Raw genomic sequence first — 14,920 nt, 5'->3', positions numbered from 1 at the left:
ACCGTCATTCTCAAAGATTACCCTATATAGTGATTTACAACACGATCAATGCTACAGATACGGTACCAATACGCGCATTAGCCAATATTTTAAATGGTGCACCACACTACAATATAAAAGCATTGTGCTGTATGGCGTCGGTTTCAACCTGCTCTTACCCGAACACCCGGCTAAAAATATGGCTAAGAGTGCTACCCAGAAGTAATTTTAAAAACCAAATATAAAGGTCACCTCCAAGGAAATATCATCTTATCAATGTTATTTTCTTGTTATTCCCATTTAGATAAAATCAAGGCCGTACCACTTATGTGATACTTTTAGACTAGCAAATGTATCGGTTTATTCAATAGGTAGAAGGCCTAGAAAGGCAGATGAGTGAATACGATTTAAACATTTGACTATATTTGGAATTTAAAAAGTTGAATGTCGAGAAAAAGATCTTAAGATAAAATATGATGTTTTTTTCATAACCTGTCTTTGCGCCAGGCGTTCTAAGTGCAATTGACAGATAGCTCAAAACCTTAAATGAGGAGATTTGTAATGATTAGGGCACCAAAAAACTATGTCGCGGCTTTAATGATTCTTCTACTCTCGGTTGTTGGAACTGCTGCAATAGCTGAAGAAGAAAAACCTTCGGGAACCGTATCCATAGAAACTAAAGCGGTTGCTGTTGGTGTCGGTTTTAGCTGGGGCGAAGGGGTACTCACCTTTCAGGGAAAGGAATATCCATTCAAGATCAAAGGACTTTCCGTAATAGATCTGGGCATTTCCTCTATTTCAGCTCAAGGAGAGGTCTATCACCTTAAAAACATTCCAGATTTTGCTGGAACTTTTTCTGCGGCTGAAGCAGGAGTAGCTGTTGGAGGTGGAGCAGGAGCCCAGGTTATGAAAAACCAAAATGGAGTTGTTATGAAGCTCACTTCCAGAAAAGCAGGGGTTCAGCTCAAACTGGCGCCTGAAGGACTGAAAGTTGAATTGAAGTAGTACCTCACCGAGATAAATTCTTGTAGCTGCACAGCATGCGACACCCTGCATCACGCTATTTTTTTACAATCAGTGTGATGCAGGTCCAAAATGAAAATCGTTCTGTAACCGTTCTTGTTAAACAACACTTAAAACGCATCGCTAACCACATTGGTTAACGTGACTTTTTATCACTTCTTTTCTGTGTTACTTGCTCGTCGTCACGTGGCATTAAAAAAAAATTACAAACAACAAAGTTTTGTGCGAGACATAACGTTGGCATTGATTCTGGGTATTTCTTCACGGCCATTGTTCATTTTGGCACTGAAAAGGTAAAATTACTGGAGCAAAGACAGGTGTTTAATATGACATATCTGAAAACACTTCTTACTCGACCGGCTTTGATTTTCATTTTCGGAATATTATTCCTCCTTGTTGCTCCAGGTGCATTTGGGGCGGACCTCCCAGGAAACAATCTTGATGTACTGCAGCTGGCCATGGGACTGTTTGGTGGTCTGGCTCTGTTTCTTGGAGGGCTAGATCTCCTCTCTGAAGGACTCAAAAAAGCAGCTGGTGAAACGCTGAAGACGCTGCTTTCCAAAATGACCACCAACCGCTTTCTTGGCGCCATTACCGGTGCCTTTGTTACGGCTGTCCTCAACTCATCTTCTGTAACCACAGTATTAGTGGTGAGCTTTATCACTGCCGGGGTGATGACTCTCGCCCAGTCAGTTGGTGTTATTATGGGGGCCAATATTGGTTCGACGATGACGGCACAATTGCTGGCGTTTAATATTGCTGCCTACGCTTTACTTCCGGTCGCCATCGGTTTTTTCATGACCTTTGTCGCGAAAAGAGAAAATGTAAAACATGCTGGGATGATGCTGCTAGGCATCGGTCTGGTTTTTTACGGCATGGGCATCATGAGTGAAGCCATGACACCGTTGCGTACCTATGAACCGTTCATGGTTTTTCTGGAAAGTATGAAGCGCCCCCTGCTTGGCATTTTAGCAGGTGCCTTATTTACCAGCCTTGTCCAGTCATCTGCTGCAACGGTGGGAATTGCCATTGCAATGGCCACAGAAGGATTGCTTTCGTTGGAAGCAGGGATTGGTTTGGCATTGGGTGCAAATATTGGAACCTGCGTGACTGCACTACTTGCGGCTATGGGTAAACCGGTTGAAGCTGTCAGGGCAGCAATTGTTCACGTCCTTTTTAACATTGTTGGAGTGCTTGTGTGGCTGCCTTTTATAGGGTTTCTTGCTGACATAGCGACTGCCATTTCTCCTGCACAAGAGGCTTTGGAAGGAGCCGCAAAAATGGCAAGCGACGTTCCAAGACAAATAGCAAATGCAAACACTCTTTTTAATGTATTTAATACTATAGCCTTCATCGGTTTTACCGGAATATTTGCCAGGCTCGCTGAAATACTTTTCCCTGAAAAGAAGGAAAAAGCTGGTGTTATTATTGAGCCAAAATATCTCGACGAGGCGGCTGTGGAAGTTCCGTCTATTGCTCTTGAGCAAGTTCGTCAGGAATTTGGCAGGATGGGGAAGATTACCTGTGAAATGTTTGGTGGACTCCCTGATGCTGTGCTCAACAAAAGCAAAGAACAGGTAAATAGAATAATAGAGCTCGATGACAAGGTCGATATCCTCGAAGCGGCAATCTTTGGTTTTCTTGGAAAAATACGGCAGCGCCTTCTTACTGCAGAAGAAAGTAAAGCACACCAGGACTTGATGACCGCTACAGTAAGTTTGGAAAACCTTGCCGACCTGGTTGAAACGGAACTTTCAGGGCTGTTGCTCAGATTCATAAAAAAAGAGCGGCAGGTGAGCGAAACAACACGGTTGGTTTTCAAAGAGTTGTACCAAGAGGTATACCAATCGGTTGAACTCGCTGTTCAATCAATACAGAACAATGACCAACATGCAGCCCTGGCTGTTATCAATAAGAAAGAAAACATCGCGCAACTCGTCGAGAGGCTGATGGCGCGTAAAGCAGAAGTGTTAGGACGAGATCAGGCTGGCGATGAGTTGGAAACAGCAAGAATTGAAATTTCATTAATAGATAAAATGACACGGGCATACACTCTCACCAGAAGGCTTGCAAAGATAACCGCTCCACCGGAGATCGTTAGAAATGTATGAGCAGAGCAAGTGATACTATTACGCCAATGGTGCTTTCTTACAATCGTTTTAAAGAAGAACGTAACGTTCGCTACTCATGGCAAGAGCACCATCGGTAATAGTAAGCCCTTCTGTACGGTTACATTGTTCTATTATTTGCCAGCGGATTTTTTTCGTGAAAAACATATGCAAATATCTAAAAAGTCACTGTCCCGCGCCACCCCAAGCTTAACGAGATAGTTTTAGGTACGAGAGACTGAATAATCTAACTTTACCCGGATTTCTCATCAGTTCAGGCGGCGTCAGGTTCATTTTTTTGGCTATGACGAGATAAGCATAGACTCCGAAAGTAGATTATTTTTACTGTCAACATACTGAAAAAGTTGTGATTCTTTATCATTTTTGCAAAAAAAAAAGCAGCCAACACATATCCCATCTATTAATAGTAGTCGAGCAAGCTATCAAAAAAAAACAAAATTGGCTCGGAGTTTACTATTTGACAGTGTACCCTTTGCCTTCAAGACAGGCAGAATAGGCACGGTTATAGCTGTCAATTTGCTGATTGTAGATCTGCTGAGCCTGTTGGTCGGTTGTTGCGGTCGCCTGCTGCTGTCGGCGGTTTTGCATTCCTCCTACCAGACCGCCAACAGCGGCTCCAGCGGCAGCGCCTTTACCGAATTCTCCACCCAATGAGCCTCCAAGTCCACCAACAGCGGCCCCCTTAGCGGCACCTCGCAATACAGGCCTACTATTTTGTTGATTCGCACTTGACGCAGGGGCAGACAGTCTTGCAGGGTCAACACCGCTTTGATTTATAGCCCAGTTTCGACACTCCTGCTCGTCGGCACTCTGTTGCTGAGGTGTTTGTCCTTTAGCGGGAAAGACCATCAGTTCCGCCTCACAAACAGCAACCACAGGGCAACAACCTAATATCACTAACAATACTGTTGATTTAAACATCTTCCCCATACATCCCTCCAAATCTTTGGTCTTTGTCATTGTTGCAAATAAACATACCTCATTATCTACCAACTAAATAATTTCACCTGCTGCAGGCGAGGTGATCATGCCTCTAAGCGTGTTCTATTGAGAGTCGTTAATTTCTCCAACCCGGTATTTACCGTTCAAGAAGCTTTCGGTGATGTACCTGTTGTTATAATCAGTTATGGGAAGTTTATTCAAGCAGTTGTTGATTACACCATTATAGCCTTGACTGTTTTTATGGGTCAAGGCACTCAATTCTCTCAAACGAAAAAAGAGGTTGTGATGCAAAATCGGTTAAACCCCTTCTCAAAGCCCAAAAACCGCCGGCTTCAATGAAAAAAACCGACGGTTTGAGAAGAGAAAAAATTACTTTTTAAGCGTTTCGTAATGCTTGGCAGCAAATGGAGGCATAAAGTTTGCTGTCAGTTCCTGCAATTTGTCAGGGACAATTTTTACATCTTCAAAACCAGCTGCCTTCAGATAGACAAATGCCATCACGGCACGGACACAGCTGGCGCAAAAAGCGGCTATGGTTTTGTCTCTAGGCAGTTCAGCCAACCGGTCCGGCAACTCTTCAATGGGAATGTTATGCGCAAAGGACAGCCCTATCAGCTCAGCTTCTTCTTTGGAACGTAGATCCAGCATCATAGCCTTATTCTCTTTTTTGAGGGCCAGAAATTCTTCCATTGTAATACGGTACGCGCCGCTTTCAAAATAATCCAGTGTGCAAGAACGATAAACTTCGTCTAACTGTTGCATAATAAATGCTCCTTGTATTTTTCCTGTTCGCACAGTTTTTTAAAGACCTGAATGCACCTGAAAAGTGTACATTTTTTCAGTCAGTTACCTCAGCACTCTGTACTATTCCATAACCTATAATGAAATTAGAGAATTTGCTGGGCCTGCCGTCAATTTTTTTTATCACTTGTTCAACCTGCTTCAGGGTAATGAATCCATAACGATTGTGTGCATTTACACATAACTACTATTACAACCATAACTTACTAATTTAAAGTATAAAAAATTAAATTTTCTATTTGGTCTCCCCCCCCACGCACCAATGAAATGATTGAGCAATATTTACGGACAGACTATGATCTTTGCAGGATTCTATTTCCCAGATCGGTCATGATTCCCGGGTAGAGTCTCAACAAACGATAAAGGCTTCTAAAAAATGATTAAAAGTTTCGAATATAAAATCCCATTTGAATTGAAAAAAAGCTTTCAAATGGTCGTGGAAAGCGGGAACGAAATCCCCTCATGGGAAAGCGTCAGCTCAGACGAGCACAAAGGTGTTATTGAATGGAAACAAAAGGGATGGCTGGGAGGACTGGGTGCATCGAGAATCAAAGTGTACCTCAAAGAACCTCGACCAAAAGACACACTGGTCACTATCTATGTTTCTCGTCCAATGCTGCTTATTGTCCCCGCAAAACGGTGTGAACGTGTGTACAAAAAATTAGAAGAAAAGCTCGATGTAAAAACAGCTCAATAATCAATGAGATTCCTTCTTTCGCCGACATGGTGTCGATATTGACAAAGAGTTATTGAAGATCAACGAATAGGCAGCCATTTAAAAACTTGAAGTATTGATGATTTCCCCTTGGCGGAAAAGCTATCCACAACGCCATGGATCTAACAGACGACTTGAACATTAGTTTCCGTGCTTGTCTCTGAGCGTTGTATCAATGCTGCTCAATTTGATGAACACCTTGATTGGAAACTTTTTTTCATGCCGAGCATGCCTTGGCGTATTTGAGTTGAAAAATCATCAGCACCTCAAACCTAGAGAGCCTTCTTGTTCACATGTTTTTTTCAACCCATTGCGACCGGTGAGTAAAGAAAAATGTGGTAGGGTGCATGACTTTTTAAAACATATTGATAATTTTCAGTTAATGTGTAGTTTTGACATGTTTACAAGGGACAAAAAACAGCATCCCATATAACCTGCACCTAACGAGGAACCAGTGGAAGATCTTAACCTCTTTATGCGCTTGATCGAACTTATGCAGCAACAGCATACGTTGATGCTGTTTTTTATTTTAGGCCTGGGATATCTCATTGGAAATATCCGAGTTGGTAGCTTTTCTCTTGGCCCTGTAGCAGGGGTTCTGTTTGCAGGCTTGTTTTTTGGCTATTTTGATTTTCGCATCACCCCTGGAGCCCAATCTGTCGGCTTCGCACTCTTCATCTTCTCTGTTGGTTACCAAGCAGGACCGAGATTTTTTGATGTACTGCGAACAGATGGCTTGAAGTATTTCACCCTTGCTGCGGTTATCGCTGCCACCGGATTTTCAGTAGCCGTGCTGGCGACAAAGCTCCTCTCGCTGGCACCAGGCACCTCTGCTGGATTACTCGCCGGTGGTCTGACAAGCTCACCCACCCTGGCAGCTGCGCAGGAAGCCATCCGGAGCGGACAGGTCATCCCACCTGGCGGGATAACCGCAGATGAAATGATCGGTAACGTTGCGACCGGCTACGCCATTACCTACATATTCGGTCTTGCTGGGTTGATTGCGATCATCAAACTCTTGCCAGGTCTCGTGGGAATTGATTTAAAAAAACAGTCAACAGCCTTGGAAAGCAAAAGTTCTGAAAATGATGAGCCTATAGATCGAAATTACTCCACACGGGCGTTCAGGGTGATAGACGAAAAGGCAACTCTTCTGTCAGCAAATGAGCTTAAGGAGAGATTCTGGGACAAAACAGCAGTCGTCCGCGTCGTCAGGGATGGAAAGCTTCTCAGTGGCGATTATGATGGTGGCCATCAGTTCCAGATGGGAGATGAGATATACATATTAGCAGGTACCCGATATTTTACAGATGTCTTAAGCGAGTTCGCAACCTACTGTGAAGAGATCAACCCTTCGGTGAATCTGAGCGACTACATGCAACCCGCTCAAATTGTTGTGATCAATAAAGACATTATCGGCATGTCTCCGGAGGATCTTAATATTCCTGCCACCTACGGTGTTCTGATTAAAAGTGTGGTTCGCATGCGGATGGAAATGCCCCACTCACCTACCCTGAAGATAAAAAAAGGCGATATCCTCAATGTGGTTGGCTCAAGCCAAAACATCGAAAAACTTGGAAAAAAACTTGGTCATGTTGAAAAGGAGATTGCCGAAACCGATATGGTAACTTTCTGTTTTGGAATCTGCTTCGGCGTCCTTATCGGCTTGTTGGCCATTAACGTCGGCCAACTCTCCATTGGGCTTGGGTCTGCCGGGGGCCTTCTTTCAGCTGGGTTGGTCATTGGCTACTTGCGGAGCGTTTCCCCAACTTTTGGCCGACTTCCAGATGCAGCCCGCTGGATCCTAATGGAATTGGGATTGCTGCTTTTCATGGCTGGAGTTGGTCTCAGGGCAGGCGGCGATATCATAGAGACCTTCATGGCAGCTGGCCCCCTTTTGATCATTGCAGGGGTTATGGTAACGACGATACCTATTTTGGTTGGTTATTTTTTTGGCAGAAAAATACTCAAAATTCACCCGGTTTTCCTGTTTGGCGGCATCTGTGGATCAATGACCAGTGGGGCTTCGCTCAGTGTCGTCACCAAAGAGGCCGACAGCGCAATGCCATCTCTTGGCTATACCGGGGCATACGCCTTTGCCAATGTTTTGCTTACTATTGCCGGAAGCGTGATCTTATTTTTTTAAGCACCCCTTGCCCTGCAAACAACTCAATCCAACAATCAATCGGCACGACGACCTCAACGCCTGCTCTTCTTGCAACCTGTTTTCACGCTGCATTGATGAGATACCACTCAGGTGGAATTGATATTGTATCAGGTAGCCTGCATTTTCAGCATATACAACTTTTTGAGTTTACTGACAATGACCCGTGAAAATGATGCTCATGCTGAATTGACATCCGTATCAATACCGCCTGCATCTTTTGTAGGCTTCTTCGAAGCCTGCCCATTTCAACCAACATATTGAACAGATCGATGAATACAAAAATATTTTTTATGCTCCTTTTCTTTTTTCCTTTCAGTTTCATTCATCTGCAGGCCGCAGAAGGAAGCGGCCCCATCGAATTACTCCACGATGCGTTTGTACTTGGGGAACCTCTTGTCATCCAGGGAGAACCTATCATAGCAACAGGTATCCTCTCCCTCTTTTACCAAAGCCGGAATTTTGAACCGGCATGGAGCGATCTTGATTACGCAAAAAGCATTGTTGCCTTGCTTGGTAGCAGCGACCAGGAAGGACTGTATCCAAAAGATTACCATTACATCGCCCTTACAGGTCTTCTCAAGCAATTACAGGTGAAAGGTCCTCAACACGCTCGAAAGTTGGCAGAGATGGACGTGCTACTGACAGATGGGGTTTTGCTGTATGCCGCTCACCTGGTTAACGGAAAAATCTCACCTGCAAGATTTGAAAAGACATGGAATTACAACAGAGTCGAACTTTTAGACGAAGACATTGTTCTCGCGCTCAATACCCATGTGGACAACAAGACCATCACCAGTGCTTTTGAAAGGTTAAAGCCAAATCTCCCGGTTTACAGGCAACTCCGCCAGGGATTGTCTTTTTTCTCCGACCTTACAGCAAAGGAAGAATTCGTAGAAATACTAGCGGACACAGTATTGAAAATCGGTATGGAGGACACTGTTGTTGCGCAATTACGCAAGCGATTGCAGGTTTTAGGGTTTCCCGCCGGTAATATACATACCACCCTTTTTGATGACCAATTGGAAAAAAGTGTACAGCGATTTCAACAACGTTATGGCCTGGAAGCAGATGGCATTGTCGGGCAGACAACATTCAATGAGTTGAATGTACCGTTTTCTCATCGGGCAGACCAAATTCGGGTCAATATGGATCGCATCCGGTGGGTTGTTAATGATATCTCACCGGAATTTATTCTAGTTAACATAGCCGGTTACAGGCTGTGGTTAGGGAAAAATAATGAGGTAACGTGGTCCACCGATGTGATGACCGGAACGATCAGCAACCAAACCCCTATCTTCAAGTCGACGATGACCTATCTGGTCCTTAACCCAACCTGGACCGCACCGAGAAGTATTATCAGGGAAATGTTTCCCCGCTTCAGCCAAAATCCCTCCTATCTTACTCGAAACAACTATCAATTAATTGGTGCTGACGGTAGGCGGGTCGATCCGGAAAGTCTGAATTGGGACACTTTAACGCAACGTTCCTTTCCCTACACCCTGGTCCAGATGCCTGGTGAAAACAACGCCCTTGGTCGGGTTAAGTTCATGTTCCCTAACCAGCATGCTATTTACCTGCACGATACTCCGCACAAAAGTCTTTTTGTCAAAGCACAACGAGCATTTAGCCATGGCTGCATACGGGTAAAAGATCCCCTGAAGTTTGCCGAATTGCTCCTCAAAGGTCAGGACGGTTGGAACAGGAGGACAATTGACGCAACGGTCAACAGCGGAAAGTTGACTAATATTTCATTGAAAAGGCCGATTGACGTCTTTCTGATGTACTGGACTGTACAACCCGATACAGAAGGGAGGCTTGGTTTCGTACCAGACATATATGGTCGTGACCTTGCCTTGATTGCTGCCTTGAAAAGGCCAATTACACAATCGTTATAGCATGAAGCAGCTGTAGCGATTGTTGGCGAGGTGCTGGCAGAACAATCTGTTTCAATTGGACAGATGCTAAATATACGGGACCGTTCCTCCCGAATCGTTGAATGGTTCCAGGCGACAATTAATAGCGCATTCCGGGATGTCTGGGAATCGTGGACGATGCTGTTCCGTGAAACGAAAGTCCTTCATGATGTATTATCCGTGCTTTATTGTTGCTCTCTTACGCATCACTGGTGAAATCCATGCGACAGCATCTTCTGGGCAGGCTCAACTTGTCATAAAAAAACGCAGTACAAACACATATCAGAGTCCTTTTTCGCATGTCTTTCTCTATAGAGTTAATTTCACATACGCCTTAACACACTAATATGTTTACGGATAACTCACACCTGCGAGATACCTGTAGAGCAAGTTATAGGGATATGATACGTTTTATCTGTCCATATCTTTTTACAAACGTCAACACTCCTTGCGCCAATGCCAAAATCACCACGTTTTTCTGTCCATTCTTCAACGCCACTGATGGCAGTAATTTTCCTGAAATTTATCGTAATAGTTGGAGTAGTAATTTTATCTACTGGTTGCTCCCAGCGAGCAGCCAGCAGCTCAACGGCATTGGTTCATAACAGCTTTAACAGCGTACTCTGGATGCAACAGTCCTCTAACTTCCATGCAACATCACTTCAAACGTATAATACAGCAACTAACAATCTAGAAAAAGCAGTCAAGGATTCCGCATGGACTGCAATCCCCGGTCAGGTCAAGCAGGCTGCATCATTACCCCCGGCAGTTGTATTGGATGTTGATGAAACAGTATTGGACAACACGAAGTACCATGCCAAGATTATCGTCGAAAATGCCGAATACAACCCTCAAACCTGGGACCATTGGCTTTCTCTGCAGCAGGCAACAGCGACGCCGGGGGCGGTCAGTTTCATTAATCATGCAACCGCTGCCGGTGTAGAAATCATATACATCACAAATCGTACATGTAAAGAGCGTGCAGGCACAAAGGATATGTGTCCACAAAAAGCCGACACTATTAATAATTTGAAGAACGTTGGCATTGAGGGGATCAAGCCTGCTAACATCTTGCTTAAAAACGAACAAACAGGATGGTTATCCGAAAAAGAAAGTAGAAGGAAACTTGTGGCCAAAAAATATCGGATTATGATGCTGTTTGGCGATGATTTAGGGGATTTCCTGCCAAATGTAAAAAAGAATATCACCTCTGAGCAACGAGCAGACCTGGTTACTGCGAATGAAAAAAAATGGGGCAAAGTTTGGTACATGCTGCCAAATCCAAAATATGGATCGTGGTGGAACGTCTTAGAAGAACCTAAAACGCAGTATCTAGAGGGGTATTAGGGGATCACCAGGCAACCTGAACCAAAGACAGGTTGCCTGATGCATTACATTATTGAAAAATGTTTCGAAAAAATATGGGTTAGCTGCCTACAGCCAGTCTGTTACTGAAAAACCAATACCAATGACATTGGAGTGCTGATTGTAATCAATAAGACTACGCCCGTAACCGTTAAAGTATTGCACATATCCTTTCAAGTAAGGCCAATCCCAGAGCGGAAAACTCCAACTGAGCTCAACCGCACCTTTCTCAAAGCCTGATTCCAGGTTGTTACGTGACATCACACTGAATACATGCTCTCCCCACTTATACGAGGCAGAGAGTTCATAATGACCGAGATAATCGGTGATATCCGGATTATCATCGTCGTCATCATCTTCTGGAATTCGGTACCACGGCTTAAAGGACATGGCAAGGTTGCCGCGCTCAACCGTAATCCAGGCAAAAAGGCGATTCCAGCTACGGGAAAGCGATCCACCACGGCCATTGGACTGATGATTGATGCCAAATGAATTCCAGGTATTTTTAAAGCCGAATAATTCCCAATCAGGGTGGAACTGTACCCAGGCCTCAGGTTCATGATTGGTTTCACGGAAGGGAGCAGAGTCTTCGTAGTATATCTGCCAGAAAGAACGATTGGTATAGGCCGCATAAATATCAAACGTATCATCCCACATATTAACAAGCAGAGGAAACTTGACACTGAGCTGAAACTGGGCCTCTGTGTCTTCCCAGTCTTCAAGCGTTGGATCACCAAACGTTTCTTTCCATGGGGCTGAATTGAAACCGCTGGCATTGTATGCGGCAAGAAGTATATAGTTTGGTTTATGTGCCATGAGAGTGAAAGGCTGCAGCACATGCTGGCGGTCCTTGTGAACACGATCGGTGACCACAGCTACCTGCTTTTCCTCTTGGACCTTATCATCCCCTCCATCCTGAATTTCTTTCTCGCACTGCAGTCGAAGTTCGCCAATGGTCATGTTCGGATCTGCCGACTGCATGCTTTTACTCATACAATCCATCATGTCATCTGCGACAGCATTCCCCGGCTGGAGTATGCCAGCAGTGAGCAAGAGCATAATTCCAAGGCATACAATGCCCTGCCGACAAGAAAATCCTGTTCGATTAATCTCCCCCCTCATTTCATCTCCTTTTTGATTCGATGATTATTATTATGATCCCTTTCAACCTGCTAACTTATTGTTTTTTTTATAGAATAACGTCGAAATCGTTCAAAAAAAATCTCCCATAAATAGAGCATCAATGAACAATGATACGCTCCATAAAAAATCAACGATGAGGCCTGATCCAGGCAATCAGAGCCAACCGCACTCCATTTCTAGCCTTTTTTCATGCAGAATCCTACTTTTTTTATCTGCAGCAAGATATTCTCTTTAAACCGTCAACCAAAACAAACACATCTTCATCTTTTTCCGCATTGAAGAAGACCTTAAAATTTTAGGGCGTCTTGAAAAATTAGAAAGTCCGCTCAAATTCGCAGCACATCCAAAATTGTACCTCCGGCATAGAGTTAATATCGAAATCTGCGCTTACCTTCGAGGTTAAAATTCAAATTTTACCTGTAATGCAGAAGTTGGAAGGAAAAACAATTATTCACGAGGTAGAGGTGGTTCTATTTGTTTGGACAGTATAATTTGCCTTTAAGGTGGAACCCCTACTCCTATTAAACTGCCGGTTCAACCGTCGGCAGCATGTCAGGTTTCCAGGATGGTGGCTAATTTGGTCCCCTGTACATTCCTGCTCGACCAATCGATTACCGCGGTCGAATAGAGAGAGCATTTAGCCATCGTTCAGGAGGTGGGAGCAATTTTTTTGGTCGTAAACAACAGGTAAATCAAGAATGAAAATGATGTTTCACCCCATCAATGAGCATCACAAGGTGCAAAATTGCTCCGCCTGAAATAAAAAGATGGAAAATCTCATGAAACCCAAAAAAACCTGGTCGCGGGTTCGGTCTCTTACAGGCATAAATGACCGCACCGATTGTATACGAGAGCCCACCTGCTACCAAGAAAATAAGGGCAACCCTTGGCATGTTTTCCACCAGGCTCACCATCGGAACCAATACGAGCCACCCCATAACGAGATAAACAATGGTCCCGAACACTCTTGGCGCATTGATAAACAGGAATTTAAAAAGCGTTCCCAGCATCACCAGCGACCACTGAGCAATAAGAATGCCCCACTTCATTTTTCCCTCAAGATAAAGGAAACAGAGAGGAGTGTAAGTTCCAGCGATGAGAAAAAAAATGGCCGTGTGATCAAGCTTTCTCCAGATTGTTTTGTCATTTTCCATTTGTTTTTTCGAGTGGTACAAAAAACTCGCACTAAAAAGAAAAATACCTGACAATCCATAGATAATAGAGACAAGCTGGATCGAAAGATCTCCCTTTGCCAGTATAACCAGCGCAAGAGAACCGATTGCTATAATTGGAATTGTTGCACAATGGGAGTAAGCAGCAATTTTTTCTGAGGCAAGAATTTTCATAAAATCACCTTAACTCAATTACATTTTTCCTCTGTCGCGTATATCGCCATAACTACATGGCAGCATTAAAGCCTGTGCGGAGCAATGAATCCCGGCTGATCATCCCTTGAAAACAGCCCGCCTCATCAACCACCGGCAAGCGCTTGATTCCCTTTTCCACCATCTGGCTGATAGCGTTTTCGATCAACATATCTTCACGGACCGCTACAAAATCCGTTTGCATAACCTTGCCGACAGTCGTTTCAAGCAAGCACTGTTGCAGGTCTCCATGACAAATATTATGTTGAGTGGAATGTATTCCTTTTGCCAAACGTTGCCAGAATCCTTCCTGCCCGGATTGAAAATAACCAAGCAAGTCCTGATCAGCAATCAGCCCCAGCAATTTGCCTTGCGGGTCAACCACAGCTACCCCTTGCATGTCATCGCTGTCAATGATGCGCATAACCTCGTCCAAGGTTGTTTCAGGAGAAACAGTATGGGTATCCCGACGCAGGATATCTCCCACCCGCTTTAAATCTCCCACTTCCACTTTCTGCTCAGCAAAGGCTTTCCAATCAGGAGTTTCGCGCATGACCGTATTAAAAATATCCAGTCGCGACAGCATTCCCGAGAGTTTCCCTTGCTCATCGACTACCGGTAAACGCTTCACTCCTACGCGCAACATCAAATCCACAGCCTCTGCCAGCGGTTTGCTTTCAGCGATGAAAGTAACTGGTCTTGTCATGATCTCCTCGGCTTGCCGGGTAGACATCGGGTTAAGAACCTCTTTTCGACACTGCTCATCGCACTCTGTCAACAGTCCCAATCTGAGCGACAGCCCACCTTTCCTGATCAAATCGCCCTGGGTAACCATGCCGACAGGGCGACCTTTTGGATCCAGAACCGGCACACCGTTAAAGATAGACGGCAACAGCAGTTGCACCACATCACTTAGCCGGGTGGTCGTGGTAATACTTGCAACATCTGCTGTCATTACATCGCGGACCTTCAGCTGACGCGGAAAAAAGGCATTGCGCACCCGGTGACAGACAACATCAAGATCGTGCAGCACCATGATCCCATCATTGACCATAGGCTCCAAACCATCCAGCACCCGCTCCATCTCTGCGGCAGGGAAGATAATATAAATTCTAATCGGCATACTTACAGAAAGCACTTCCAGCCTATCAGTCGTTATCTCTCCACTTTCAGAACAACCGGCAACCCCTCGACTGACCGTACAACGCGCAGCTATTTTCAACTTTCGAATATACTGCATGGCAGCATCCGCAACCGGTTTATTCCGGTATCGTGCCTCTTCATTGGTGAAAATTTCGACCGCTTTATATTTCAACATTGCTTGATCCTCTATAACTATCCGGCGTCTGTCCGAAAAATGATACCTCTCGGAAAGAACA

11 protein-coding genes are annotated in these 14,920 nt (G+C 44.5%); 6 read left to right on the top strand and 5 right to left on the bottom strand.

From position 1 onward, the window contains the following. The first annotated feature begins 540 nt into the window (after positions 1-540). Together ACHZCY_RS23275 and ACHZCY_RS23270 are read left to right on the top strand one after the other, a co-directional pair. The gene (locus tag ACHZCY_RS23275; protein ID WP_319550577.1) at positions 541-984 is read left to right on the top strand and encodes a hypothetical protein; all 444 of its coding nucleotides are present in this window, start codon (positions 541-543) and stop codon (positions 982-984) included. Positions 985-1,328: 344 nt separating this feature from the next. Next, positions 1,329-3,113, top strand: a complete 1,785-nt coding sequence (locus ACHZCY_RS23270; RefSeq protein WP_319550576.1) for a Na/Pi cotransporter family protein — start codon at positions 1,329-1,331, stop codon at positions 3,111-3,113. A 471-nt stretch (positions 3,114-3,584) separates the two neighbouring features. Here the strand turns inward: ACHZCY_RS23270 and ACHZCY_RS23265 are convergent, their stop codons facing one another. Together ACHZCY_RS23265 and ACHZCY_RS23260 are read right to left on the bottom strand one after the other, a co-directional pair. Beyond that, a complete protein-coding gene (locus ACHZCY_RS23265) occupies positions 3,585-4,061 on the bottom strand; it encodes a glycine zipper domain-containing protein (RefSeq protein ID WP_319550575.1) in 477 nt (158 codons plus the stop codon). 381 nt (positions 4,062-4,442) lie between these two features. Beyond that, positions 4,443-4,835 (bottom strand): rhodanese-like domain-containing protein, encoded by a 393-nt coding sequence (locus ACHZCY_RS23260; protein ID WP_205220706.1) that lies wholly within the window; start codon positions 4,833-4,835, stop codon positions 4,443-4,445. 415 nt (positions 4,836-5,250) lie between these two features. Here ACHZCY_RS23260 and ACHZCY_RS23255 point away from each other — a divergent pair, with 415 nt between their 5' ends. The 4 genes from ACHZCY_RS23255 to ACHZCY_RS23240 all read left to right on the top strand — a co-directional run bounded on the left by ACHZCY_RS23255 (position 5,251) and on the right by ACHZCY_RS23240 (position 11,016). Next, entirely contained in the window at positions 5,251-5,571 is a 321-nt protein-coding gene (locus ACHZCY_RS23255) for a hypothetical protein (protein WP_205220707.1), read from the top strand. 472 nt (positions 5,572-6,043) lie between these two features. Then, on the top strand, positions 6,044-7,735 hold the full coding sequence (locus ACHZCY_RS23250) for an aspartate:alanine exchanger family transporter (RefSeq protein WP_319550574.1): 1,692 nt from the start codon (positions 6,044-6,046) through the stop codon (positions 7,733-7,735). 290 nt (positions 7,736-8,025) lie between these two features. Then, on the top strand, positions 8,026-9,651 hold the full coding sequence (locus ACHZCY_RS23245; RefSeq protein WP_319550573.1) for a L,D-transpeptidase family protein: 1,626 nt from the start codon (positions 8,026-8,028) through the stop codon (positions 9,649-9,651). 474 nt (positions 9,652-10,125) lie between these two features. Further along, a complete protein-coding gene (locus ACHZCY_RS23240; RefSeq protein ID WP_319550572.1) occupies positions 10,126-11,016 on the top strand; it encodes a 5'-nucleotidase, lipoprotein e(P4) family in 891 nt (296 codons plus the stop codon). 87 nt (positions 11,017-11,103) lie between these two features. Here ACHZCY_RS23240 and ACHZCY_RS23235 read toward each other — a convergent pair whose 3' ends face one another. From ACHZCY_RS23235 to ACHZCY_RS23225, 3 genes are all read right to left on the bottom strand, one after another. Beyond that, positions 11,104-12,156 carry a phospholipase A gene (locus ACHZCY_RS23235; RefSeq protein ID WP_319550571.1) on the bottom strand — a complete coding sequence of 351 codons (1,053 nt, stop codon included), beginning with the start codon at positions 12,154-12,156 and terminating at the stop codon, positions 11,104-11,106. A gap of 713 nt (positions 12,157-12,869) precedes the next feature. Beyond that, entirely contained in the window at positions 12,870-13,523 is a 654-nt protein-coding gene (gene trhA, locus ACHZCY_RS23230) for a PAQR family membrane homeostasis protein TrhA (RefSeq protein WP_319550570.1), read from the bottom strand. Positions 13,524-13,575: 52 nt separating this feature from the next. Beyond that, positions 13,576-14,859: a DUF190 domain-containing protein gene (locus ACHZCY_RS23225; protein WP_319550569.1), complete on the bottom strand. Its 1,284-nt coding sequence runs from the start codon at positions 14,857-14,859 to the stop codon at positions 13,576-13,578. Positions 14,860-14,920 lie beyond the last annotated feature (61 nt).

The organism is Desulfogranum marinum, from assembly GCF_963675105.2.
Lineage (GTDB): Bacteria > Desulfobacterota > Desulfobulbia > Desulfobulbales > Desulfobulbaceae > Desulfogranum > Desulfogranum marinum.
The sequence above is the reverse complement of the archived record's forward strand: the minus strand, read 5'-3'. Positions and strand labels throughout refer to the sequence as shown.

Bases quoted from the DNA above. Each gene is read 5' to 3' on its own strand.
- ACHZCY_RS23255 (WP_205220707.1), top strand. From the start codon at position 5,251: ATGATTAAAAGTTTCGAATATAAAATCCCATTTGAATTGAAAAAAAGC.
- ACHZCY_RS23240 (WP_319550572.1), top strand. From the start codon at position 10,126: ATGCCAAAATCACCACGTTTTTCTGTCCATTCTTCAACGCCACTGATG.
- ACHZCY_RS23245 (WP_319550573.1), top strand. From the start codon at position 8,026: ATGAATACAAAAATATTTTTTATGCTCCTTTTCTTTTTTCCTTTCAGT.
- ACHZCY_RS23275 (WP_319550577.1), top strand. From the start codon at position 541: ATGATTAGGGCACCAAAAAACTATGTCGCGGCTTTAATGATTCTTCTA.
- ACHZCY_RS23260 (WP_205220706.1), bottom strand. From the start codon at position 4,835: ATGCAACAGTTAGACGAAGTTTATCGTTCTTGCACACTGGATTATTTT.
- trhA (WP_319550570.1), bottom strand. From the start codon at position 13,523: ATGAAAATTCTTGCCTCAGAAAAAATTGCTGCTTACTCCCATTGTGCA.
- ACHZCY_RS23235 (WP_319550571.1), bottom strand. From the start codon at position 12,156: ATGAGGGGGGAGATTAATCGAACAGGATTTTCTTGTCGGCAGGGCATT.
- ACHZCY_RS23265 (WP_319550575.1), bottom strand. From the start codon at position 4,061: ATGGGGAAGATGTTTAAATCAACAGTATTGTTAGTGATATTAGGTTGT.
- ACHZCY_RS23225 (WP_319550569.1), bottom strand. From the start codon at position 14,859: ATGTTGAAATATAAAGCGGTCGAAATTTTCACCAATGAAGAGGCACGA.
- ACHZCY_RS23270 (WP_319550576.1), top strand. From the start codon at position 1,329: ATGACATATCTGAAAACACTTCTTACTCGACCGGCTTTGATTTTCATT.